Consider the following 22,899-nt stretch of genomic DNA (forward strand, 5'->3'; position numbering starts at 1 on the left):
GCCGCCGCCGCCCCCCCCGCCGCCCCCCCCCCCCCCCCCCCCCCCCCCCCCGCCCCCCCCCCCCCCCCCCCCCCCCCCCCCCCCCCCCCCCCCCCGCCCCCCCCCCCCGGGGAACGAGAGAAGACAGACGCAAGGGGGAGAAGTGGGGCGGGAAAAGGGGGAGTTGATGGCCGCCACTGCACGTACAAGTTGGTCCAGACCAATTAGGTCTGTCAAGAGGTCCAGACCAAATCCGTCGCCTGTGCGGCCGTTGTCCGACACGATGCACAACGTGCCCCGTTTTGCCGTGACTTGCGTGAGCACAGTTCTCTCTCGGCTGCCCAAAGGCGGTTCTCCGGCCACAGGGCCGTGGTTACAGTGCTCGGGTAGTCACGCAATGAAGTCACCTCGGTGCACCGGAGTAACGCCGGAGCACCGCCAGGCGCGAGGGACGGGGAGCTGCGCGTGCCAACTGCCATTGCCGTGACCGGTGCCGACATGGCACTGCCGGCCCAGGACGAGCGGACCCTGCCCGCCGCCGTCCTGCACGACCTGGACCGGCGGCCGCTCGACCAGGCACTGTCGGACGTGCAGACGCTGATCGAACAGCACGGCTACGTGATCGTCCTGAGCTCGCGGGCCGCCCCCGCCGCCGTGACGGAGCGGCTGCACACCGTCCGCTCCCTGCTGGAGAGCGACCGGATCGCCCTGTTCGGCCCGGAGCTGCCGCCGCTCGGGATCGCCGTCCTGGCCCGCCAGCTCAGGCAGTTGGCGTCCTGCGACCTCAGCCCCGGCGTCCTCGCCTCGGCGGGCCGGCTGCTCACCCACTATCTCCACACCGGCGCGCTGCTCGGCTCCGTCGCCGGACTCGACCGCGTCCCCGTCGACCTGAAGGCGCACGCCAGGTCCTGGATGCCGGGCAGTCAGTTCGCCGTACTCGCCCACCCGGCACCGCAGTTGGTGCGGATCGGTCCCGGAGCGATGCTGACCGGACCCGAGTTCGCCACCTCGATGCTGGTCGCCAGGGGACAGCTCGCGGCCGACTGGGTCAGCGGCACCCTCGCCCCGGCCTGGAACGCCCAGGGACTGCGCGAGGTCGCGCTGCCCGCCGAGTCCGCCGCGTGGTGGGGGACGGGGAAGCTGGTCGAGTTCTGCGCCTATCTGCCCGACCTGTCGGTGCTCTACCAGCTGGTGACCTCGGTGCGGCAGAGCGCCTGCCACTGGTGCGGCATCGACGTCATCGGCGACCGCTGCGTGTTCTGCTCCGCCACCCCGCCCGCCGCCGACCTGCCGGTCCCGGCCCGCTGACCCCGCCCCGCCGACCGCCCTCCCGACCGTCCCGCCGAGTCCCGACCACCCCGCCACACCCGGATCGCCCCGCTTCCCGACCGACCGGTTCCCGCCGACTCCAGTAGCCCGCTCGACCGATTCCCCCAATGAGGTTGCACGGTTCATGAACTCCCGTCAGCGCCGCGGCGTGCTTCTCCTGATCCTGTCGGCCGTCTGCGCCCTGGGCGCGTTCGCCGGTGTCCTGTCCGTCATCAGCGACGTGAAGTCCAAGGTCGGCCCCGAGGTCACGGCGTACGAACTCCGGTCGGACATAGCGCCCTACACCACCCTCGACTCCAGCCAGTTCAAGAAGGTCGACATGCCCGAGCGCTGGCTGTCGCCGAACGCGGTCACCGACCTCGCCGGTATCCGCGGCAAGATCGCGGTCACCGCGCTGCGCAAGGGCTCGCTGCTCCAGAGCGACATGATCGTGGACCGGCCCGCGCTGCGCCCGGGGCAGCAGGAGGTCGCCATCATGATCGACGCGGCGACCGGCGTGGCGGGCAAGATCACGCCCGGCTCCACGGTCAACGTGTACGCCACCTTCAAGGGCGCGCGGGACGGCGACCCCGACCAGTCCAAGATCATCGTGACCAACGCGAAGGTCATCGACGTGGGCGACATAAAGGCCCTGGAGCCGAACGCCGACAACCGCACCCAGCAGCCCACCGACGCCGTCCCCATCACCTTCGCCCTCACCACCCTCGACGCCCAGCGCCTCACCTACGCCGAGTCCTTCGCCGAGCGGGTGCGGCTCGCACTGGTCGCGCCGGGCGGCACCGTCGCGGTCCCCGAGAAGGACCGGACCTACGAACTCGCGAACGACAAGTAGGAGGCCCCCATGCCCACGAGGATCCTCCCGGCCGTCGGCGACGCGGACGCGGTCCGGTCCATCACGACCCTCCTGCACCAGCTCCCGGACGCAGAACCGGTCACCCCGGTCGTCGACTCCACCCAGCTCGTCGACGCCCTCGCCCGGCTGGCCGCCGAGTCCGTCGACGAACTGCCCGAGGTCGTCGTCGTCCACGAACGCATCGGCCCGGTCCCCGCCCTGGAGCTCATCCGCGAGGTCGCCCTGCGCTTCCCGGCGGTCGGCGTCATCCTGGTCAGCTCCGACGCGAGCCCCGGCCTGTTCTCCGCCGCCATGGACTCGGGCGCCCGCGGCCTGGTCGCCCTGCCGCTGAGCTACGAGGAGCTCGCCAGCCGGGTCCAGGCGGTGGCCCAGTGGTCGGTGGGCGTACGGCGCCACCTGGGCCACGGCGCCGACGTGCTGCCCGGCGCGGGCGGCCGGGTCGTCACCGTGAGCGGCGCGAAGGGCGGGGTCGGCACCACCCTCACCGCCGTCCAGCTCGCCCTGGCCGCGCAGGCCTCGGGCCGGGCCGTCGCCCTGGTCGACCTGGACCTCCAGACCGGCGATGTCGCCTCCTTCCTGGACGTGCAGTTCCGCCGCTCGGTCGTCGACCTCGCCGGCATCAGCGACATCTCCCCGCGGGTGCTGGCCGACGCGGTCTTCCGGCACGACACCGGAGTGGCCCTGCTGCTCGCCCCCGGCGAGGGCGAACGCGGCGAGGAGGTCACCGACCGCGCCGCCCGCCAGATCGTCAGCGCGCTGCGCTCCCGCTACGAGGTCGTCGTCATCGACTGCGGCGCCCAGCTCGGCGGCCCCGGCGCCGCCGCCGTCGAGATGGCCGACACCGCGCTGCTGGTCACCACGCCCGACGTGGTCGCCGTACGGGGAGCCAAGCGCACGGTCCGGATGTGGGACCGCCTCCAGATCCGCAAGGCCGAGGAGACCACGGTCGTCGTCAACCGGCACACCCGCGGTACGGAGATCCAGCCCCTGCTGATCCAGCGGATCACCGGCACGGCGATCGCCGCCACCGCGATCCCCGCCAACTTCAAGGAACTCCAGACGGCCGTCGACGCCGGCCGTATCCACACCCTCGACAACCGGAGCACGGTGAAGCAGGCGCTGTGGACCCTCGCCGGCGAACTGGGCCTGGTCGACGCGCCCGAGGGCACCCGCCGCGGCGGCCGGTCACGCGGCGGCGAGCGGGGCACGGTGAGCCTGCGGCGGCGGAGGGGCGGCGGCGGATGAGGACGATCCGAGCAGCAGCAGTCGCCGCCGGCCGGTCGGACCGGGGGCAGGTGACCGTCGAGTTCCTCGGCATGACCCCGCTGATCATCATGACGCTGGTGCTGCTGTGGCAGTTCGTCCTCGTGGGATACACGTTCACGCTCGCCGGGAATGCTGCGGACGAGGCGGTGCGGGCGGGCACGGCGGCGCGCCCGGGGGAGCGGCAGGCGGCCTGCCGGGCGGCGGGCCTGGACAAGCTGTCGGGCGGCTGGAAGGGGGGCGCCGAGGTGAACTGCACCACCGGCGGCGGCTATGTGCGGTCCTCGGTCGCCCTGAAGGTGCCCGTCCTCTTCCCCGGCGTGGTCGCCTTCCCGTTCACCGTCCACGGCGAGGCGGGCGCGGTGGAGGAGGCGAAGCGCTGAGATGCCGTACGACATCGGGTCACGCGCACGCGATCGCGGCCAGGTCGCCATCGAGTACCTCGGGTTCATCCCGGTCCTGCTGCTGGTCGCCCTGGCCGGGGTCCAGCTCGGCCTGGTCGCCTACACCGCCCAGCAGGCCGGCACCGCGGCCCGCGCCGGTGCGCGCAGCGCCTCGCTGGACCAGGACTACCAGGGCGCCTGCCACAGCGCGGTCAGCGACTGGCTGGCCGACGGCACGAGCTGCACGAGTGCCGACCTGGGCGACTCCGTGCGGGTCACCGCCGAGATCGACATCCCCTCCCTCGTCCCCGGCTGGGACTTCGGCCGGGCCGGCCGGACGGCCACGATGCCCAAGGACCACTGACCCGACGACCGACCCGACCGACCCGACCGCGCGCGGGGAACCGACCGACGACCACGCAGGGACCGTACGAGCGAGGAGCACCGGACCATGAGCCTGCGGGCACGCATCAACTCCCCCGAGGAGAACGGCGGCCGGGGCGAGGACGGCCATCTGGTCGCCTCCTACCGCGCCAAGCTCCTGGAGGAGATCGACCTCGCGGAGATGGGCTCGCTGGCCGCGGCCGAACGCAGGGCGCGCCTGGAGCGGGTGCTCGGGCACATCATCAGCCGTGAGGGCCCGGTCCTGTCCACGGCCGAGCGCTCCCAGCTCATCCGCCGGGTCGTCGACGAGGCGCTCGGCCTCGGCATCCTGGAACCGCTGCTGGAGGACGCCTCGATCACGGAGATCATGGTCAACGGCCCGGACGCGATCTTCGTGGAGCGGGGCGGCCGGGTGGAACAGCTCCCGATGCGCTTCGCCTCCGCCGACCAGCTCATGCAGACCATCGAGCGGATCGTCTCCACCGTCAACCGCCGGGTGGACGAGTCCAACCCGATGGTCGACGCCCGGCTGCCGTCCGGCGAGCGCGTCAACGTGATCATCCCGCCGCTCTCGCTGACCGGTCCGATCCTCACCATCCGCCGCTTCCCGCGCTCCTACACGCTCCAGGAACTGGTCTCCTTCGGCTCCCTGGACGAGCACATGCTGTACCTGCTCGCCGCGCTGGTGCAGGCGAAGTTCAACATCATCGTCTCCGGTGCGACCGGCACCGGGAAGACGACCCTGCTCAACGCCCTCTCCGGACTGATCCCCGACGGCGAACGCATCATCACCATCGAGGACTCGGCGGAGCTCCAGCTCCAGCAGGCGCACGTCATCCGGCTGGAGTCGCGGCCCCCGAACGTCGAGGGCAACGGCCAGGTGACCATCCGCGACCTGGTCCGCAACTCCCTGCGCATGCGGCCCGACCGGATCGTCGTCGGAGAGGTCCGCGGCGGCGAGTCGCTCGACATGCTCCAGGCGATGTCGACCGGCCACGACGGCTCCCTGGCCACCGTCCACGCCAACAGCGCGGAGGACGCCCTGACCCGGCTCCAGACCCTCGCCTCCATGTCGGACGTCGAGGTCCCCTTCGTCGCGCTGCACGACCAGATCAACAGCGCCGTCGACGTCATCATCCAGCTCACCCGGTTCGCCGACGGCGCCCGCCGGATCACCGAGATCGCGCTCCTGGACAGCCACGGCGGCGAGCCCTACCGGCTGACCTCCGCCGCCCGCTTCGACGCCCGGCCGATGACCGCGGACGGCCGGGTCCACGGCGCCTTCCAGTACTTCCCGCTGCCCCGCCGTACCGCCGACCGCCTCTACATGGCCGGCCAGTCCCTTCCGCAGGCCTTCGGCGTCGCCCGTACGACCGAACAACTGGCCATCCGGGAAGCCCGGTAGAGACGGAGAGAACGGACCCCTCATGGATCTCCAGACACGCATCACCCTCACCACCGGCGTCACCCTGCTGGCCTGCCTCCTCGCCGTCGTCGGTCTGCGGGTCCACGCCTCAGGCCGGGCCCAGCGGGCGGCGCTGGTCGAACGTCTCTCGTACACCGGCCAGCTCCCGGCCGCCGGACGCAGACGCCGCTTCCGCTCCCTCGACCGCCGCCTGCGCCGCACCAAGACGGGCCGGAAACTGGAGCTGAAGCTGGCCGCGACCGGCCTGGACGTGACCCCCGGCGAGTTCTTCGTCTACATGACCGCGGCCGCGGTCGGCCTCTTCCTGGTCGGCCAGGCCTCCCTGGCCCCCTTCTTCGGCCCGATCGCCGGACTCCTCGGCATCTGGGCGGCCCTGCAGTTCCTGAACTGGCAACGCCAGAAACGCATCGAGAAGTTCATCAACCAACTCCCCGAACTGGCCCGCATCCTGGCCAACGCCACCCAGGCCGGACTCGCCCTGCGCACCGCGATCGGCATGGCCGCGGAGGAGCTGGAGGCCCCGGCGGGCGAGGAACTGGGCAAGGTCGCGGACCAGTTGTCGCTGGGCCAGTCCGTCGACGAGGCCCTGGGCGAGCTCGCGGACCGGCTCCCCTCGCGTGAACTGGTCGTCCTGGTCACCACCCTCGTGCTCTCCAACCGGGCGGGCGGGCAGGTGGTGGGCGCGCTGCGCAACCTCACCGAGACGCTGGAGGAGCGCAAGGAGACACGGCGCGAGATCCGCACCCAGCTCTCCCAGGTCAACATGACGTCGTACGCCGTCCCCGTGCTCGGCGTCGGCTCCCTGTTCCTGATGAACGGGGTCAAGGACGGCGCCCTGGACCGCATGACCGGCTCCACCACCGGCCAGGCCTGCGTCATCATCGCGTTCGCGCTGTACGCGGTCGGTTTCGTCCTCATCCGCCGTATGTCCCGCATCGACGTCTGAGCAGTCCGAGCAGTCTGAGCACGAAGAAGGGAGCAACCCGTGTCCGGACACCAGGTGGGCCTCGCCCTGGCGCTGCTCATGGGCCTGAGCGTGTGGGGCGTCTTCGCGGGCATCCGCATGTACCGGGCGGACGCCAGACTGCCCAGCGACCTCGCGCTGGCCCTGGAGGTCGGCGCCACCCGCACCGGAGCGGTCGACTCGCTCGTCGACCGGCTCGGCATGCGGTACGCGCCCGCCGTGCTGCGGCTGATGGGCCCCACGCTGGTGGCCCGCTACCGCCGCAGGATCGACCTGGCGGGCAACCCGGGCGGTCTGACCATCGACCGCTACGCGGCCCGCCGCGCGGTCTACGGCGCGCTGGGCGGCGTCGGGGCCCTGGTGTTCCTCCTGCGCGGCCAGTACCTGATGGTCCTGCTGCTGCTGGCCTTCGGCGCGTTCTGGACCGAGGTCGGGATCTGGGCGGCGATCCGGGTCCGCAGGGACGTCATCGAACGGACGCTGCCCGACTTCCTGGACGTCCTCGCCGTCGTGGTCGGCGCGGGCCTCGGCTTCCGGCAGGCCCTGGACCGGGTGTCGACCCGGTACGAGGGCCCGTGGGCGGACGAGATCCGCATCACCCTGCGCCAGATGGACCTCGGCATGAGCCGCCGCCAGGCCTTCGCGGAACTGCGCCGCCGCAACGACTCCGAGCAGGTCGCCATGTTCGTGACGGCACTCCAGCAGGGCGAGGAACTGGGCGCGCCCATCGTCGACACGCTGGTCGCCATCGCGAAGGACATGCGCCGCACGGACGCCCAGAACGCCCGCCGCAAGGCCGCGCGCGCGGTGCCGCGGGCCACGCTGGTGATCACCACGTTCATGGTCCCGGCCACCATGCTCCTGCTCGGCGCGGGCCTGCTGCTGGGCTCGGGCACGGACTTCGGCTCCATCACGGGGAAGTAGGCGGGCGGGGTGACGGTGATGGCGACGTGGCAGCGGGCCCGGCGGACGAAGACCCGGCCGGGGCCCCAGGCGGGCACGGGGACCGAGGCGCGTACGGGGCTGCCGAGACGGCGGCGGGGCGCGCGTCCGTGGGGGAGGGCGAAACGGGTGGCCGCACCCCCGGCGATCCCCATCCAGGTCAACGCCCTCCAGGCGATGTGCCGGCAGGTCTTCGGCTTCCGCCTGGCCATGATCGCCCTGGCCACCCCCTCCGCCCTCCTCAACGCCCACCCCGGTCTCGGCGCCCGCCTGGTCGGGGCCGCCGTGGTCGTCACCTTCATGACGAACTACGTCCTCTTCCGCGACTGGGAACGCTTCGGTCCGCTCCTCCTGCGCCACCCCACCCTGCTGGCCGTGGACACCCTCTTCGGCTCCCTGCTGCTGATCTCCGCGGGCCCGGACACGACCCTGGCCTACGTCGGCGTCTGCACCCCCCTCCTGGCCGGCATCGTCTACAGCTGGCGGGGCGCGGCCTGCTTCGCCTCCCTCCAGTCGCTGATCCTCCTGCTGGTCCACACGTCCACGAGGAACCCGGGCGCGAGCCTCGCCGAGTCCCTGCTGCTGCCCGGACTCTGCGTCGTCACCGGCGCCCTCGGCTCCACCCTGCGGGGCCTGCTGCTCCGCTTCGGCGCCGCCACCCACGCCCTGAGCGCGGTGCAGTCCCGGCTGGCGGTGACGGAGGCGGTGGCCGCCGAACGGGCCCGGCTGGCCCGCGAGATGCACGACTCCGTGGCCAAGACCCTGCACGGGGTGGCGCTCGCGGCGGAGGCCCTGGCGGCCACGGCCGGCGCGGAGAACACGGACCCCGCACGGGTACGGCAGCAGGCCGAACTGGTGGCCCGCTCGGCCCGCCGCGCCGCCACCGAGTCCCGCGAACTCCTCACCGACCTGCGCGGCCGCACCGCCCCCGACACCACCGACGTGCTGCACGAACTCGCCACCCGGACCAGCGACTTCAGCACCCGCACCGGCCTTCCCGCCACCTATCACCCCACGGGCGAACCGGTGGCGGCGCCGCCCGAGCTGCCCCCCGCCGTGGCCCGCCAGCTCCTGACCATCGCCGCCGAGGCCATGGAGAACGCCCACCGCCACGCGGCCCCCACCCACGTCGACGTCCGCGCGGGCGTCCACGGCGGTCTGCTGCGCATCAGCGTCTACGACGACGGCCGCGGCCTGCCGCCCGGTACCGACCTCGAACGACTGCGCAGCGAGGGCCACTTCGGCCTGCTCGGCATGGTCGAACGCGCCGCCGCGGTCGGCGCCCGCATCCACATCGGCCGCGGCGGCCACACCCGGGGCACCGAGGTCAGCCTGGAACTGCACCTGGCGGCCGCCACCGCCCGAGAGGAGGCCTCGTGACGACGGACCGGCCGACCCGAGTCCCCGCGGATCCCCTGCGGGTCGTCGTGGCGGACGACAACCCCGTGGTCCGCGCGGGCCTGACCGCCCTCCTGACCGGCCGCGAGGACATCACGGTCGTCGCCGAGGCCGCCGACGGCCACGAGGCCTGCCTGGCGGCCGACCGCCACCGTCCCGACGTCGTCCTGCTCGACGTCCGGATGCCCGGCGTGGACGGCATCGCGGCGCTGCCCTACCTGGTCCGGATCGCTCCGGTCCTGATGCTGACGTACACCGGGGAGTCGGAGACCGTCCGGGAGGCCCTGCTCAGGGGAGCGGGCGGCTATCTGGTCCACGGCGAGTTCACGGTGGACGAACTGGTCTCGGCGGTACGGGACATCAGAGACGGCAAGGCCCGTCTCACGGCCACCGCGGCGGACGCCCTGCTGGCCCAGCTGCGGGAATCGGATGCGATTGCACACGATGAGATGCCTGATCCACCATTGCCCCGTGCGACTTCTCCGCAAAACCTTTCGCAAGTGCAACCGAGTATGAGACAGTCGTCGTTGTCGGTGTCATCGTCCCAACTCAGCACGAGGGAGGCGGAGATCATGGACCTCATCGCGTCGGGCCTGACCAATCACCAGATCGCCGCCGCGTGCTTCATCAGCGAGAAGACGGTCAAGAATCACATCAACCGGATCTTCGCCAAGCTCCACAGCACAAGTCGCTCGGAGGCGGTCGCCAAATGGCTGGGGGTGTCCTGAGATGAGCGGACGGGAGCGGAATTGGGCCCGCCGCTGGGCCCGTGGGCCCTTCACCGACATACGCGCTCCGCACTACCGTCCCGGCGACGCGACACCTGGAGGGGCACACCATGAGCGACCTCATGCTGAAGACGGCCGTCCGCGTGAACGGCTGGAAGAACACGACAGCCGAATCCATGCGGCGCCGGGCCGGCGACCGGGGCCAGACCGCGGTGGAGTATCTCGGCATCATCGCGGTGGTGGTGGCGATCGTGCTGGCGATCACGGGTACGGATATCGGCAAGACGATCCTCGACGCGATCAAGGCGAAGATCGCCGAAATCACCTGATGCCTTTACGCAGGTATGGCGGTGACGCAGGGCAGGCCTTCCCCATCTACATCACGGTGGTGGCGGGCCTGCTCTTTCTTGCGTTGGCCTATCTGGCCGTCGGCCAGGCGGCGGCAAACCGGAACGGCGCCCAGACGGCAGCCGACGCGGCGGCGCTCGCGGCGGCGCAGGACACCCGGGACCAACTCGCCGGGCAGTGGGTCACGGACCTGCTCGACCCGACCAAGTGGCAGGACATCTTCGACGGCCGGGCCACCGTCACCCCCTCGTGCTGGCGGGCCTATGAGCTGGCCGGGCAGAACGAAGCCCACGTGACCGACTGCGGCCCCGACGGGCTGCTCGGTTACACGGTCGGCGTCCAGACGGACAAGTCGGTCGGTGACTCCGTCGTCCCCGGTACGGAGAACACGTACGCGAAGGCGTCCGCCACCGCCGTGATCGAGCCGCTCTGCACGTTCACGCTCTCAGGCGAGGGTGCCGGGGACGACGTACTGCCGCAGCTCATCTGCAAGGACCGCGACTGGGACCTGGACCCGCACGACACCGCGACCCTCCCGCACCCTGAAGACCTCTTCGACGTCCATCTGGCCGACTGACATGCGAACGACGAGTGAAGGAAGCAGAGCGATGAGCATTCGGTTCACGGCTAAGGCCCGCAGCGGGGTGGTCGCGTTGACCGTGGTGGCCGGCCTGGCTCTCGGCGTAGCCGGCTGCGGCGGGAGTGGTGACGACGGCAAGAAGCCGGAAGCTTCGACGTCGGTCTCCAAGGGCGACGGATCCAAGCCGAGCACTCAAGAGGGGCAGTCGGATGAGCCCTTGGCGGAGCTCAAGGGCCCGGAGGGCCTGGACCTGAAAATCACGTCTGCCGCTCGGGACTCCGGTGGGTTCGTCACGGTCAATGCCGAGCTGAAGAACGACGGAAGCAAAGCGGCGATCCTCTCGTCGCAGTTGACCGGCAACGAGACCGAGATCATGAAGAACGGCCAGTCGTTCGGCGGGGCAACGCTGGTGGATTCCAAGGGCAAGAAGCGCTACTACGTACTGCGGGACACGGACGGACGGCCGCTCACCACGGCCGGTGTCCAGTCCGTGAAACCTGGTGAAAACATCCCCATTTTCATGCAGTTCCCCGCACCCCCGGCGGACACCGCCGAGGTCAGTTTCCAGCTGCCGACCTTCCCCTCCGCCACCATCCAGATCTCCGGCTGAGGCACCCATGACCACCCGCCTCGCCCTGGCCCTCACCGCCCTGCTCGCCGCGAATCTCTACGCGGCCACCACCGCCCAGGCCGACGACACGCCCAGCGTGCCGCCGGGCACCGAGGCCACCGCCTCCGCCCCCGTCGAGGTCGACCCGAACGACCCCGATCTCAAGCTTCCCGAGGGCGCCACCCTCGCCAGTCCCAAGGTCCTGGACATCAAGTCGGTCGTGGAGGACCAGTCCGGGGACGAGCGCCGGGAGGACACCAACACGTCAGTGAAGTTCGCTCTCCAGGCGGAGGTCCTGTTCGGCAAGGACAGCGCGAAGCTCGGCGCCGACGCGAAGGCGCGGATCGCCGCGATCGCCGAGGAGATCAAGAAGCAGAACGCGACGAACGTCCGCGTCTTCGGCTTCACCGACAACCTCGGCAGCTCGGCGCACGGTGACGTCCTGTCGAAGCAGCGCGCCAACGCCGTGCAGGACGTCCTCTCCCAGGACCTGAACGACCCGAACGTCACGTTCGAGGTGCGCGGCTACGGCGAGCAGTTCCCGATCTCGTCGAACGCGACGGAGGAGGGCCGCAAGAAGAACCGACGGGTGGAGGTGTCGTTCCCGCGCTCGGAGAGCTGATCACTGCGTCTGCCTGCGTTGCTGCTTCACCTCCTCGTTGACGGCCCAGGCGTCGGCGACCGGGCCCAGGTGGCCGAGCTTGTCGGGATTGATGACCGAGCGGACGGTCTGGATCCGTCCGTCGAGGACGTCGAGGGCGAGAGCATGGAGCACCCTGCCGTCCCGGTCGCGGAAGACCGCGCCCGGCTGTCCGTTGACCTCGTGCTGTTCGAACGTGATGTCGATCCGGATCATGAGCGGGTAGACGGCGGCGAGCAGGCGGCTCACGTTGTCGGCGCCGCCGACGGCCCTGGCCAGTTGCGGGGCCTTGCCGCCGCCGTCCCCGACCAGCTGGACGTCGGCCGCCAGCAGGCTCTGCAGGCCGCCCATGTCACCCTGCGACAACGCCTCGAAGAACCGATCTGCCAGTTCCTGCCGCTCCTGCCGGTCCGCCTCGAACCGGGGGCGCCCGGCCTGCATGTGCCGACGCGCCCGTACCACCAGTTGCCGGCACGCCGCCTCCGAGCGGCCCACCGCTGTGGCGATGTCGTCGTAGCCGAAGGCGAAGACCTCCCGCAGCACGAACACGGACCGCTCCAGCGGGCTGAGCCGCTCCAGGAGCAGCAACGCGGCCATCGAGACGGAGTCGGCCAGTTCGGCCGCCCGCGCCGGGTCCTGGTACGGATCGCTGAGCAGCGGTTCGGGGAGCCACGGGCCGACGTACTCCTCCCGGCGCACCCGGGCGGAGCGCAGCACGTCGATGGCGATCCGGGTCACCGTGGCCGACAGGAACGCCTTGGTCGACACGGGCCGGGTCGTCGAGGCGTCGAAGCGCAGCCAGCTCTCCTGCACCGCGTCCTCCGCCTCGCTCACGCTGCCCAGAATCCGGTACGCGATCGAGAACAGCAGCGACCGCAGCTCCTCGAACTCCTCCGCCTTGTCCACTCGCTCGTCTCCTCGCAGTCCTCGGCCCGCCGTCAGTGGAACTCGCCGGCCTTGTAGTCGCCGGCGGGCTGCCGGGTGACGATGTTCAGTCGGTTCACCATGTTCATGAACGAGACCAGGACGACCAGAGCGGTGAGCTGCTCCTGGTCGTAGTGGTGCGCGGCGCCGGCCCAGACCTCGTCGCTGACGCCGTCGGCCGCGTCCGCGACCCGGGTCCCCTGTTCCGCCAGCGCCAGGGCGGCCCGCTCGGCCTCGGTGAAGACCGTCGCCTCCCGCCACACTCCCACCAGAGCGAGCCGCACCGCCGTCTCGCCGGCGGCCGCGGCCTCCTTGGTGTGCATGTCCACGCAGGCGGCACACCCGTTGATCTGGCTCACCCGCAGCGCCACCAGCTCCTGGGTGACGGCCGGCAGAGGCGACTCCTTCAGCGTCCTCCCGGCCGACATGAGGTACTTGAGGGCCTTGCCCGCGGTCGGGCTGGCGAAGTAGTTCAGTCGCGCGTCCATGGTGTGCTCCTCCGTGCTCGTCGGTGACCTCACCCCCGAGACGAGGCGGCCCGCGTCCCTGTGACATGACGGACGGACGCGTTCGGTCAGAGCAGGTGGTCGGCCTTCCCGGCCTTGATCTCCAGGATCAGCGCGCGGAGTGCCTCACGGCTGTCCGTGAGGTGGTTCTCCTCCTGCCCGGCGACGGCGAGGTAGGCGTTGCCCGAGGAATCGGTCCCTATGCGGAAGCAGTTGTTGCCCTCTCCGCAGAAGGGCTCTTCCCAGGTGATGTCGGCCATGACGACTCCCTCAGATCTCGCGGGCGACATTGCGGATGAGGTCGCGCGAGGCTGCCGAGGGCAGTGACGCGTCGTCCATCCAGTCCAGATGGGAACGGTACTTGGTGAGCTGAGCCTCGGCGCCGGTGAATTCCGGCCCATGGGCGGAGTCCAGTTGCACGGTGTCGAGCGGAGGCACGACCGCGTCGGCGTACAGCAGGGCGTGTCCCGCCCCGGGGAAACCGCCCACGCTGGTGGGGATGACACGCACGTCGACGGTGTCACGCTCGGACTGGGCAGCCAGGTGGTTCAGTTGCTGCCGGGTCTGTTCGGTGCCTCCGTACGGCATGCGCAGTGCGGCCTCATGGACGTAAGCCACGTACGCAAGTGGCTTGTCCCGCTGGAACACCTGCTGCCGTGCCATGCGGTGGGCGACGCGCAGTTCGACTTCGAGCCGGGTCAGAGCCGGGAGCACGGCGGCGAACACGGCACGGGCGTAGTCCTCCGTCTGGAGCAGTCCGGGTACATGCATCACCTGTGCGGTGCGGACACGTACGGCGTGCCACTCCAGCTCCGCGATGTCCAGCAACCCGGCGGGCAGGGTGCCACGGTAGCCCTCCCACCAGCCCCGTTCCTTGTCGTCGGCGATGGAGGACAGCGCTTCGACGTAACTCTTGTCCGTACAGGCGTAGTTGCAGGCCAAGGTGCGGATGCGGTCGCCCGAGAAGGGCCGGATGCCCGACTCCATATTGGACAGCCGGGTCCGGTCGATGCCGAGCAGCCCGGCCGCGTATTCCGTGGTCGCTCCGGCCGCGAGCCGCATCTTGCGCAGTTCGGCGCCCAGTCGCCGCTGCCGTTCGGTCGGCGTGCTCCGCGTCGCCATGTCGCCCCTTCTCGCCGTGCGTGATGGGCCTCAGTGTGCCGGTGATCCACCATCAGGTCCACCAGTTGTGGGGGTAATTATCCCCACAACTGGTGGACAATATGACTCAACGCCTTCTACATTCGGTGATCGATCGACTACACAAACGGCACACCAAGGGAGTTGCTGCCATGTCCGCGATCGCCACCGCCTGTCCGCCCCCGACCTCCACGGACGTACGGCCCTCGCCGCCCACCCCCGAGGCCCTCGCCTACAGCCTCACCCTCCCCGCCGCCCCGCAGACCCCGTCGATCGCGAGGACGGCCACGCGTACGATCCTGCGCGCCCACGGCCTCGCGGACGTGGCGGAGCCCGCGGTGCAGGTGGTGAACGAACTGGCCACCTGTGCCTGCCGGTTCGCGCCGGACGCCGAGGTGTACGTGTCCCTGCGCTACCGCGACGGCGCCCTGCGCGTGATCCTCCACGACGGTCATCCGCGTCACACCCACCCACGCCTCGCCGCCGCGTGCGACACCCGGCGCCGCGCCGCGCTGCGGGTGCTGGCCTGCGTGGTCAGGGCCTGCGAGGGCGACTGGGGTTTCGACGCGGCCCGCGAACCCGCCGGCGGGACGCGCATGTGGGCGGTGCTGCCACGCGCCACGACGACCGCATACCTCGGGAGTTGACGCCGGGAGTGCGCGGATCACTTCCCGTCGGTGTCGATCCGCACCCGTACGCCCGCCTTCACTCCCCAGGCCGCCATGGCCCCCGCCTCCGCCTCCAGTACGTGCCGGGAGCGGAGTCGGGGCAGGCCCAGGCGGCCGGGTTTCATGGTGCGTACGGCGATGACGTCGAGCCGTCGGTCGAGATAGGCGACGTCGATGGGGATGCGCATCCGGAAGGTGTGCACACCGCTCGCGGGGGACAGCAGGATCGCCCCGTCGACGCGGTCGCGGCCGAGCAGCCCCCTCGTCCGGGCGCGATAGGACGTGGCGATCTCCAGCGGCACGGTGACCGGGTCCTCGTCCTCCGGCCGCTCCCCACGCACGCTCAGTTCTCCCCGTCCGTCCCGCCAGTGCCGTCCCATGCCGGTCACCTCCCCCGCCGTGGCCCGGGGGAACCGTCCGCGGCGAACTCCCGCGGGGCAGGGCGGCCGGAGAAAAATGAGCGGCGCCCGTCGGCCGGGCCCTGTCAGGATCGCCGTATGAGCCAGGGTGCGCGCACGTTCGAGGATCTTGTCGCGGAAGGCGCGGCCGTTCCCACCGAGGGCTGGGACTTCTCCTGGTTCGAGGGCCGGGCCACCGAGCAGCGGCCGTCGTGGGGCTACGCGGTGTCGAAGGCGGCGCGGCTGTCGGAGGCCACCGCCGCGCTCGACCTCCAGACCGGGGGAGGGGAGGTGCTCGACTTCGCCCTCGGGCGTGCCGAGCGGGTACCCCGGCTCACCGTCGCCACCGAGGGGTGGCCCCCCAACGTGGCCAAGGCGACCGCCCTGCTGGGCCGGCGCGGTGTCGCGGTGGTGGCCGTCGCGGAGGACGCGCCGCTGCCCTTCGCGGACGGCGCGTTCGACCTCGTCGTCAGCAGGCACCCCGTGCGGCCGCAGTGGGAGGAGATCGCCCGGGTCCTCGCCCCGGGCGGCACGTACTTCGCCCAGCACGTGGGACCCGCCAGCGTGTTCGAACTCGTCGCGTACTTCCTGGGCCCGCAGCCGGAGGCGGTGCGCGGCGCCCGGGACCCGGGCCGGGAACGCGCCGACGCCGAGGCGGCCGGGCTGGAGGTCGTCGGACTGCGGGCGGAACGGCTGCGGGTGGAGTTCCACGACATCGCCGCCGTCGTCCACTTCCTGCGCAAGGTGATCTGGATGGTCCCCGGCTTCACGGTGGAGGCGTACGAGCCCCGGCTGCGCGCCCTGCACCGGCACATCGAGACCGAGGGGCCCTTCGTCGCCCACAGCACCCGCCATCTCTTCGACGTCCGCAAGCCCGGCTCGGCCCCGGCGGCCGACCGGGCGTAGGACCCACCGGTCGGGACGCGCCGAGCGGGCGCGTCGGAGGCGTCCGTCGGAGACGTCGGCCGGAACTGGCCGGGAACCGTCGGCCGTCGACCGGCCGAACCGGCGCCACGTGTACGTCCGGGCCCGCCCGAGCCCGCGGACGATTCCCCCGGACGGCCGCGCGAATCGGTCAAGTCGCCCTCTCCGGGGCAGAACTCCTCCAATTCTCCACAGGGTTTCCACATCGTTACCGGAGTGGCTGGTTTCCCTCCCCGGCCTCACGTAAGTTCAGGGCGGGCAATTCGCGCCAGCAAAGCTGTGCGGCGGTACCGCGCGGTGGAGGGGACTGCGCGGTGCCGCGCCGGTGCCGGCCGGGTCGCTCCACCGTCAAGCCGCGTCAACGGGCGGGGTCGCCCGTCGGGGGGACGCGGCCCGTGGCGCGCCCGGGGCTCCCGGGGTCCGTCGAGTCCGCCGGATCTCCCCCCGTTTCCGGGCGTCCCAGGCGAAACAGCAGGCCGTCCCCCCTGTTTCGGCCATACGAGCCCCCTGAATCCCGCCTTCCGGCACCATCGAGGCGTCGCCGTCCGACTCCGGAGAGTAGTTGTGGCACGCCGATGCACGCAGCATCACTTACGAAGGGTTATGGTGGAACCCCCCCCTCGGGCCGGTCCGTCTCCCCCCCCACGGACCGGCCCGTTTTCTTTGGCCCGCGCACAGCGCTCGATTCCCCCGCGCGCCCGACCCCGTGCGCCCCCAGCGATCCACACCCCCAAATCCCGCCCCGGCCGTGCAGCCGTTAGGCTTCGCCCGCGGGGACCGCCACCGTATGGAGGGGCTGACAATCACGTGAACCTGCGCGACAGGCTGCGCGGCCTGCTGGTGAGGCTGTACGCACGCCGGGTGGAAGGTCACCTGGACCACGCTCAGGTGCCCAAGCACATCGGCGTGATCGTGGACGGCAACCGCCGCTGGGCGAAGGCCGCCGGCTCCACCGCCGCGCAGGGCCACCGGGCCGGTGCGGACAAGATCGAGGAGTTCCTCGGCTGGTGCACCGAGACGGACGTCGAGGTCGTCACCCTCTGGCTGCTGTCGACGGACAACTTCGACCGCCCCAAGGAGGAACTGGTCCCGCTTCTCGACATCATCGAGGACGTGGTCCGCTCCCTGGCCGCCGACGGCCGCTGGCGTGTGCACCACGTCGGCACCGCCGACCTGCTGCCGTCCGGCATGCAGACGGTGCTGAAGGAGGCGGAGGAGAACACCGCCCACGTCGACGGGATACTGGTCAACGTCGCCATCGGTTACGGCGGCCGCCAGGAGATCGCCGACGCCGTCCGCGCGATGCTCCACGACGCCCAGGACAAGGGCGTGTCGATGGAGGACCTCGCCGAGTCCGTCGACGTCGAGATGATCGGCCGCCACCTCTACACCGGCGACCAGCCCGACCCCGACCTCGTGATCCGCACCAGCGGCGAGCAGCGGCTGTCCGGATTCATGCTGTGGCAGACGGCCCATGCGGAGTACTACTTCTGTGAGGTCTTCTGGCCGGCCTTCCGCAAGGTCGACTTCCTGCGCGCCCTGCGCGACTACGCGGCACGCCACCGGCGCTTCGGCGGCTGAGGGTCCGTCGGCACACGGCGGGGGGCACGGGACCCCGGGGATCCCGTTCGACACGAACGTCACACGGAGTTCATCGGCGCGCCGTCATATGCCGTGGCATGAGCGTGCATTTTGGAGGGCATAAGCCAGACAGGTCGGTGCCCGAACCACGGGTACCGCATCTCAGCGGACGGCTCGGGGCCGTCCGCCCGGGAGGCCCTTTGCACCAGCCCGACCGTGTGTTCCCAGCACGGACGCAGCCGCGGAGGGCCGGTTCTCGGCCCGCCGTGCATCGGCGCCGTCAACCGGTCCAGCTCCTTCTCGTCGCTCCCCGACCTCATCCGAGGGGGTACGTCCTTCCGTGGTGACCAGCACAAAGCGCCGCACGCCTGACCGGCGCACCTATGTTCTCGACACCAGCGTCCTGCTGGCCGACCCGAACGCCCTGACCCGCTTCGACGAGCACGAGGTCGTGCTCCCGATCGTCGTGGTCACGGAACTGGAGGCCAAGCGGCACCATCCCGAACTCGGCTACTTCGCCCGGCAGGCGCTGCGCCTGCTCGACGACTACCGGGTCCGGTACGGCCGTCTCGACTCCCCCATTCCGATCGGGGATCTCGGCGGTACCGTCCGTGTCGAGCTCAACCACTCGGACCCCAGCGTGCTGCCTTCCGGCTACCGCCTGGGGGACAACGACTCCCGCATCCTCGCGGTGGCCCGGAATCTCCAGGCCGAGGGGTTCGACGTCACCGTCGTGTCGAAGGACCTGCCGCTGCGGATCAAGGCGTCGTCCGTGGGTCTCCTCGCCGAGGAGTACCGCGCCGAGCTCGCCATCACGGACTCCTCCGGCTGGACCGGGATGTCCGAACTGACGCTGTCCGGCGAACAGGTGGACATCCTCTTCGAGGAAGGGCACGTGTACGTGCCGGAGGCCTCGGACCTCCCGGTGCACACCGGCCTGACCATCCAGTCCGAGCGCGGCAAGGCGCTCGGCCGGGTGTCCCCCGAGGGCAACATCCGTCTGGTGCGCGGGGACCGCGAGGCGTTCGGCATCAAGGGGCGCAGCGCCGAGCAGCGGATCGCGCTCGACCTGCTCCTCGACCCCGACATCGGGATCGTGTCGATGGGCGGCCGGGCCGGCACCGGCAAGTCGGCGCTGGCGCTGTGCGCGGGCCTGGAGGCGGTCCTGGAGCGCCGTCAGCACAAGAAGGTCATGGTCTTCCGTCCGCTGTACGCGGTGGGCGGGCAGGAACTGGGCTACCTGCCCGGCTCCGAGGCCGAGAAGATGAGCCCCTGGGCCCAGGCGGTCTTCGACACCCTCTCCGCGGTCACCAGCCGGGACGTCATCGAGGAGGTCACCGCGCGCGGGATGCTGGAGGTCCTCCCGCTCACCCACATCCGCGGCCGCTCGCTGCACGACGCGTTCGTGATCGTGGACGAGGCGCAGTCGCTGGAACGGAACGTCCTGCTGACCGTGCTGTCCCGGATCGGCGCGAATTCGCGTGTCGTCCTGACCCATGACGTGGCACAGCGGGACAATCTGCGCGTCGGGCGCTACGACGGTGTGGTCGCCGTCGTGGAGAAGCTGAAGGGGCATCCGTTGTTCGCCCACATGACGCTGACCAGGTCCGAGAGGTCCCAGATCGCCGCACTTGTGACCGAAATGCTGGAGGACGTCCAGCTCTGACAATTCATGGAACGGTTGTCCATGGAGACCCGTTACACGAATTCGGCGCCGCTCGACGAAGGCAATGAGCCTAGTCGGGCGGCGCCTTCGTGCGTGGGCGTTTCATGAAACCCCCTGGGCCAAACGAGGTGTGAGCTTTCACACGCAACTCAGAATTGCCTTGCGTCGTCGGGTTACGGCAGAGTCTCACTCCTGTCAGGCCCCCGCATACGACACACCTGTACCTCTGGACGTACTCCCGCACTCCGGTGAGGGCGGTACGGCACGACGGAGGCACGAGCCCAACTCCATAGCGTCGTCGTATGCCGCCCACTCTTCACGTGGCACTCCCGTGCAGGGAGTTGCCCGCCGGGCCCGCGCCTCCCGTGACCCCGCAGTTGGGAGGCCAGCGACAGGGGCACGATTGCGTCCGCCAGGGTCACCGAAGCGGGCGACGCTGGAAGGAAAACCGTGTGAGCCGGATCTCGGTCCGGGGATTCGCAGTGGCCTCGGCCACCGCGGTCACCGCCGTCGGAAGCGTTGTCGGTGTTGCCTCGGGCAGCGTTGCGCAGCCCAACGACGCAGAGGCGACGGCAAGCGACTCGACGCTGCTCCTCGCGGACATCCCCGCGGGTCAGCAGGCCCAGGTGCAGACCGCGTCCCTGACGCAGCAGGCTGACGCCCAGGCCATCGCCGCCGACGCGAGCGCCAAGAAGGACGCCGAGGAGGCCGCCCGCAAGGCTGCCGCCAAGACCGCGGTCGCGAAGAAGGAGGCCGCCGAGGAGGCGGCCAAGAAGCGTGCCGAGGAGAAGGAAGCCGCGAGCCGCAGTGCGGTGCGCGACGCGTCCACCTTCGCCGTGCAGAGCTCCTACACGGTCGCGCAGATCCAGGCGATGGCACGTCAGATGGTGCCGAGCGCCCAGTTCCAGTGCTTCAGCAACATCGTGAACCACGAGTCCAGCTGGAACTACCACGCCGTCAACGCCTCCTCCGGCGCCTACGGCCTGTTCCAGGCGCTGCCCGCCGGCAAGTACGCCTCCGCGGGCGCCGACTGGCAGACCAACCCGGCCACCCAGATCAAGTGGGGCCTCAGCTACATGAACGGCCGCTACGGCAGCCCGTGCGAGGCCTGGTCCTTCTGGCAGGCGAACAGCTGGTACTAGACGGCCCCGGCCGTCGACGCTCAACCTCACGAAGCCCCTCCCCGTCCTTGGGGGAGGGGCTTCGCCCTGTACGGTCGGAAGCGACGACTCCAGGGGGAGTGGTGGGGAGAGACGGGGGAAGAGGGCGGATCATGACGCGAGTGCCAGGGTGGCTCAGCCGGATCGGTGCGAGGCTGACCGAGATGGGCGAGCGCCTCGACGAGCGCCGCGCCGAGGTCGAGCGGGAACACGCGGACCTCGCGTCGCCGTCCGTGCCGCCGACCCCGTCCCCCGCGCCGTCCCCGCCGCCCGGGCGGGCCCCGGCCGGCGTGCCCGAGTCCGCACCGGCCGATCCGGAGGCGGCGCGGTACGAACTCGCCGCCGTCGCCGTCCGCCCCGACCCCGCACAGGCGGTCCCCTGGGCCGTACGGGTGGCCTCCGAGGCGGGCTGGCGGCTGCTGGTCCTGGCAGGGACCGTCTGGGTGCTGATGCGGGTCATCAGCGCCGTACAGCTCGTGGTGCTCGCCTTCGTGGCGGCGCTGCTCATCACCGCCCTGCTCCAGCCGACCGTGGCACGGCTGCGGCTGCTCGGTGTGCCGCGCGGCCCGGCCACCGCGCTCACGGCCGTCCTCGGCTTCGTGGTCATGGGGCTGATCGGGTGGTTCGTGACCTGGCAGGTCATGGAGAACATCGACGACCTCTCCAACCAGGTCCAGGACGGCATCGACGAACTGCGCAAGTGGCTGCTGAACAGCCCCTTCCACGTCACGGACAAGCAGATCAACCAGATCGCCAAGAACCTGCGCGAGGCGATCGGCGCGAACACCGACCAGATCACCTCGGCGGGCCTGGAGGGCGTCACGGTCGTGGTCGAGGCGCTGACCGGCATCCTGCTGACCGTCTTCTCGACGCTCTTCCTGCTCTACGACGGCCGGCGCATCTGGGAGTGGTCGCTGAAGCTGGTCCCCGCGGCCGCCCGTCCGGGGGTCGCCGGGGCCGGACCGCGTGCCTGGCGCACCCTCACGGCCTACGTCCGCGGCACGGTGATCGTCGCCCTGATCGACGCCATCTTCATCGGCCTGGGCATCTACTTCCTCGACGTCCCGATGGCCGTCCCGCTGGCCGTGTTCATCTTCCTCTTCTCCTTCATCCCGCTGGTCGGCGCGGTGGCCTCGGGCGCGCTGGCGGTCCTCGTCGCGCTGGTCACCCAGGGTGTCTTCACGGCCGTCATGACCCTGGCCGTGGTCCTCGCGGTGCAGCAGATCGAGGGCCACGTCCTCCAGCCGTTCATCCTGGGCCGCGCGGTGCGGGTGCACCCGCTGGCGGTGGTCCTGTCCGTCGCCGCGGGCGGCATGATCGCGGGCATCGGCGGCGCGGTGGTCGCGGTGCCGCTGGTGGCGGTGACCAACACGGTGGTCGGCTACCTGCGTTCGTACGCCCAGGGCCCGGCCCTGCGGACGTCCCCCGTCCCGCGGGGCGCGACGGTGCTGGACGCGGCGCCGGTGGACCCGCCGGTGGTCCCGCCGAAGCAGCCCTGACGGGACGACGGAACGGGCCCCGCCCACCGCGAGGGTGAACGGGGCCCGGGAGAGCGTGGCTCGGGCGGGGTTACTCCGCCAGCACCGCTTCCGCGTCCAGCGTGACGCCGACCGCCTGGATCACCGAGGCGATCTTGAAGGCCTCCTGGACGACCTCACGGTCGACGCCGGCCTTGCGCAGCACCTGCTCGTGCGAGTCGAGGCACATGCCGCAGCCGTTGATCGCGGAGACCGCGAAGGACCACAGCTCGAAGTCGACCTTGTCGACGCCGGGGTTGCCGATGACGTTCATCCGCAGACCCGCGCGCAGGGTGCCGTACTCGTGGTCCGACAGCAGGTGCCGGGTGCGGTAGAAGACGTTGTTCATCGCCATCACCGCGGCCGCGGCCTTGGCCGCCGTGTACGCCTCGGGCGACAGGTTCGCCTTGGCCTCCGGCGCCAGCTCGCGCAGCGCGATCGGCGAGCGCGAGGCGATCGCGGTCGCCAGCACCGTGCCCCAGAGCTGCTGGGCCGGCAGGTCGGAGTTGCCGATGACCGAACCCAGGTTGAGCTTCAGGTCCTTGGCGTAGTCCGGGACGAGTGCCTTCAGGGAGTCGAGGGACATCC

General features: G+C 71.0%; 26 protein-coding genes. 20 read left to right on the forward strand and 6 right to left on the reverse strand.

What is annotated here, in order from left to right; translation table 11 throughout:
- Nucleotides 1–477: 477 nt before the first annotated feature.
- The 14 genes from ACZ60B_RS04455 (at nucleotide 478) to ACZ60B_RS04520 (ending at nucleotide 11,809) form a co-directional block, all read left to right on the forward strand.
- The gene (locus ACZ60B_RS04455) at nucleotides 478–1,287 is read left to right on the forward strand and encodes a hypothetical protein (RefSeq protein WP_469384624.1); all 810 of its coding nucleotides are present in this window, start codon (nucleotides 478–480) and stop codon (nucleotides 1,285–1,287) included.
- A gap of 145 nt (nucleotides 1,288–1,432) precedes the next feature.
- Nucleotides 1,433–2,140 (forward strand): Flp pilus assembly protein CpaB, encoded by a 708-nt coding sequence (gene cpaB, locus ACZ60B_RS04460; RefSeq protein ID WP_469384103.1) that lies wholly within the window; start codon nucleotides 1,433–1,435, stop codon nucleotides 2,138–2,140.
- A 9-nt stretch (nucleotides 2,141–2,149) separates the two neighbouring features.
- Nucleotides 2,150–3,406 (forward strand): AAA family ATPase, encoded by a 1,257-nt coding sequence (locus tag ACZ60B_RS04465; protein WP_469384105.1) that lies wholly within the window; start codon nucleotides 2,150–2,152, stop codon nucleotides 3,404–3,406.
- A complete protein-coding gene (locus tag ACZ60B_RS04470; protein ID WP_469384106.1) occupies nucleotides 3,403–3,807 on the forward strand; it encodes a TadE/TadG family type IV pilus assembly protein in 405 nt (134 codons plus the stop codon). Before ACZ60B_RS04465 ends, ACZ60B_RS04470 begins: the two co-directional genes overlap by 4 nt.
- Before the next feature lies 1 nt (nucleotide 3,808).
- On the forward strand, nucleotides 3,809–4,171 hold the full coding sequence (locus ACZ60B_RS04475) for a TadE/TadG family type IV pilus assembly protein (protein ID WP_469384108.1): 363 nt from the start codon (nucleotides 3,809–3,811) through the stop codon (nucleotides 4,169–4,171).
- An 87-nt stretch (nucleotides 4,172–4,258) separates the two neighbouring features.
- A complete protein-coding gene (locus ACZ60B_RS04480; protein WP_469384110.1) occupies nucleotides 4,259–5,596 on the forward strand; it encodes a CpaF family protein in 1,338 nt (445 codons plus the stop codon).
- Between the two features lie 22 nt (nucleotides 5,597–5,618).
- On the forward strand, nucleotides 5,619–6,563 hold the full coding sequence (locus ACZ60B_RS04485) for a type II secretion system F family protein (RefSeq protein WP_469384112.1): 945 nt from the start codon (nucleotides 5,619–5,621) through the stop codon (nucleotides 6,561–6,563).
- 54 nt (nucleotides 6,564–6,617) lie between these two features.
- Entirely contained in the window at nucleotides 6,618–7,505 is an 888-nt protein-coding gene (locus ACZ60B_RS04490) for a DUF5936 domain-containing protein (RefSeq protein ID WP_469384625.1), read from the forward strand.
- A gap of 18 nt (nucleotides 7,506–7,523) precedes the next feature.
- The gene (locus ACZ60B_RS04495; protein ID WP_469384114.1) at nucleotides 7,524–8,903 is read left to right on the forward strand and encodes a sensor histidine kinase; all 1,380 of its coding nucleotides are present in this window, start codon (nucleotides 7,524–7,526) and stop codon (nucleotides 8,901–8,903) included.
- Entirely contained in the window at nucleotides 8,900–9,649 is a 750-nt protein-coding gene (locus ACZ60B_RS04500; RefSeq protein WP_469384115.1) for a response regulator transcription factor, read from the forward strand. Before ACZ60B_RS04495 ends, ACZ60B_RS04500 begins: the two co-directional genes overlap by 4 nt.
- A 110-nt stretch (nucleotides 9,650–9,759) precedes the next feature.
- A complete protein-coding gene (locus ACZ60B_RS04505) occupies nucleotides 9,760–9,978 on the forward strand; it encodes a hypothetical protein (protein WP_469384117.1) in 219 nt (72 codons plus the stop codon).
- Entirely contained in the window at nucleotides 9,978–10,574 is a 597-nt protein-coding gene (locus tag ACZ60B_RS04510; protein WP_469384118.1) for a pilus assembly protein TadG-related protein, read from the forward strand. The genes ACZ60B_RS04505 and ACZ60B_RS04510 overlap by 1 nt, the downstream gene beginning before the upstream one ends.
- A gap of 31 nt (nucleotides 10,575–10,605) precedes the next feature.
- On the forward strand, nucleotides 10,606–11,187 hold the full coding sequence (locus ACZ60B_RS04515; protein ID WP_469384120.1) for a hypothetical protein: 582 nt from the start codon (nucleotides 10,606–10,608) through the stop codon (nucleotides 11,185–11,187).
- Between the two features lie 7 nt (nucleotides 11,188–11,194).
- Complete coding sequence (locus ACZ60B_RS04520; RefSeq protein WP_469384122.1) at nucleotides 11,195–11,809, forward strand: OmpA family protein; 615 nt, start codon at nucleotides 11,195–11,197, stop codon at nucleotides 11,807–11,809.
- Here the strand turns inward: ACZ60B_RS04520 and ACZ60B_RS04525 are convergent, their stop codons facing one another.
- From ACZ60B_RS04525 to ACZ60B_RS04540, 4 genes are all read right to left on the reverse strand, one after another.
- Nucleotides 11,810–12,733 carry an RNA polymerase sigma-70 factor gene (locus ACZ60B_RS04525; protein ID WP_469384124.1) on the reverse strand — a complete coding sequence of 308 codons (924 nt, stop codon included), beginning with the start codon at nucleotides 12,731–12,733 and terminating at the stop codon, nucleotides 11,810–11,812.
- Between the two features lie 32 nt (nucleotides 12,734–12,765).
- Nucleotides 12,766–13,239 carry a carboxymuconolactone decarboxylase family protein gene (locus ACZ60B_RS04530; RefSeq protein ID WP_469384125.1) on the reverse strand — a complete coding sequence of 158 codons (474 nt, stop codon included), beginning with the start codon at nucleotides 13,237–13,239 and terminating at the stop codon, nucleotides 12,766–12,768.
- A gap of 86 nt (nucleotides 13,240–13,325) precedes the next feature.
- Nucleotides 13,326–13,517, reverse strand: coding sequence for a hypothetical protein (locus ACZ60B_RS04535; RefSeq protein ID WP_469384127.1), 192 nt, complete (start codon nucleotides 13,515–13,517; stop codon nucleotides 13,326–13,328).
- 10 nt (nucleotides 13,518–13,527) lie between these two features.
- On the reverse strand, nucleotides 13,528–14,379 hold the full coding sequence (locus ACZ60B_RS04540) for a helix-turn-helix domain-containing protein (RefSeq protein ID WP_469384129.1): 852 nt from the start codon (nucleotides 14,377–14,379) through the stop codon (nucleotides 13,528–13,530).
- A gap of 170 nt (nucleotides 14,380–14,549) precedes the next feature.
- Between ACZ60B_RS04540 and ACZ60B_RS04545 the strand changes: the two genes are divergently transcribed.
- On the forward strand, nucleotides 14,550–15,044 hold the full coding sequence (locus tag ACZ60B_RS04545) for an ATP-binding protein (protein ID WP_469384131.1): 495 nt from the start codon (nucleotides 14,550–14,552) through the stop codon (nucleotides 15,042–15,044).
- A 17-nt stretch (nucleotides 15,045–15,061) separates the two neighbouring features.
- Here the strand turns inward: ACZ60B_RS04545 and ACZ60B_RS04550 are convergent, their stop codons facing one another.
- A complete protein-coding gene (locus tag ACZ60B_RS04550) occupies nucleotides 15,062–15,445 on the reverse strand; it encodes a DUF192 domain-containing protein (RefSeq protein WP_469384132.1) in 384 nt (127 codons plus the stop codon).
- 117 nt (nucleotides 15,446–15,562) lie between these two features.
- Here ACZ60B_RS04550 and ACZ60B_RS04555 point away from each other — a divergent pair, with 117 nt between their 5' ends.
- From ACZ60B_RS04555 to ACZ60B_RS04575, 5 genes are all read left to right on the forward strand, one after another.
- Nucleotides 15,563–16,369 (forward strand): methyltransferase domain-containing protein, encoded by an 807-nt coding sequence (locus ACZ60B_RS04555; RefSeq protein WP_469384134.1) that lies wholly within the window; start codon nucleotides 15,563–15,565, stop codon nucleotides 16,367–16,369.
- An 825-nt stretch (nucleotides 16,370–17,194) separates the two neighbouring features.
- On the forward strand, nucleotides 17,195–17,968 hold the full coding sequence (locus tag ACZ60B_RS04560; RefSeq protein ID WP_469384135.1) for an isoprenyl transferase: 774 nt from the start codon (nucleotides 17,195–17,197) through the stop codon (nucleotides 17,966–17,968).
- Nucleotides 17,969–18,308: 340 nt separating this feature from the next.
- Nucleotides 18,309–19,634, forward strand: a complete 1,326-nt coding sequence (locus ACZ60B_RS04565; RefSeq protein WP_351604435.1) for a PhoH family protein — start codon at nucleotides 18,309–18,311, stop codon at nucleotides 19,632–19,634.
- A 452-nt stretch (nucleotides 19,635–20,086) separates the two neighbouring features.
- The gene (locus tag ACZ60B_RS04570; RefSeq protein ID WP_469384137.1) at nucleotides 20,087–20,776 is read left to right on the forward strand and encodes an aggregation-promoting factor C-terminal-like domain-containing protein; all 690 of its coding nucleotides are present in this window, start codon (nucleotides 20,087–20,089) and stop codon (nucleotides 20,774–20,776) included.
- Between the two features lie 131 nt (nucleotides 20,777–20,907).
- Entirely contained in the window at nucleotides 20,908–22,293 is a 1,386-nt protein-coding gene (locus ACZ60B_RS04575) for an AI-2E family transporter (RefSeq protein WP_469384139.1), read from the forward strand.
- Nucleotides 22,294–22,363: 70 nt separating this feature from the next.
- Here ACZ60B_RS04575 and ACZ60B_RS04580 read toward each other — a convergent pair whose 3' ends face one another.
- Nucleotides 22,364–22,897, reverse strand: a complete 534-nt coding sequence (locus tag ACZ60B_RS04580) for an alkyl hydroperoxide reductase (RefSeq protein WP_469384140.1) — start codon at nucleotides 22,895–22,897, stop codon at nucleotides 22,364–22,366.
- Nucleotides 22,898–22,899: the final 2 nt, after the last annotated feature.

This window comes from Streptomyces sp. NPDC104096 (assembly GCF_055584385.1).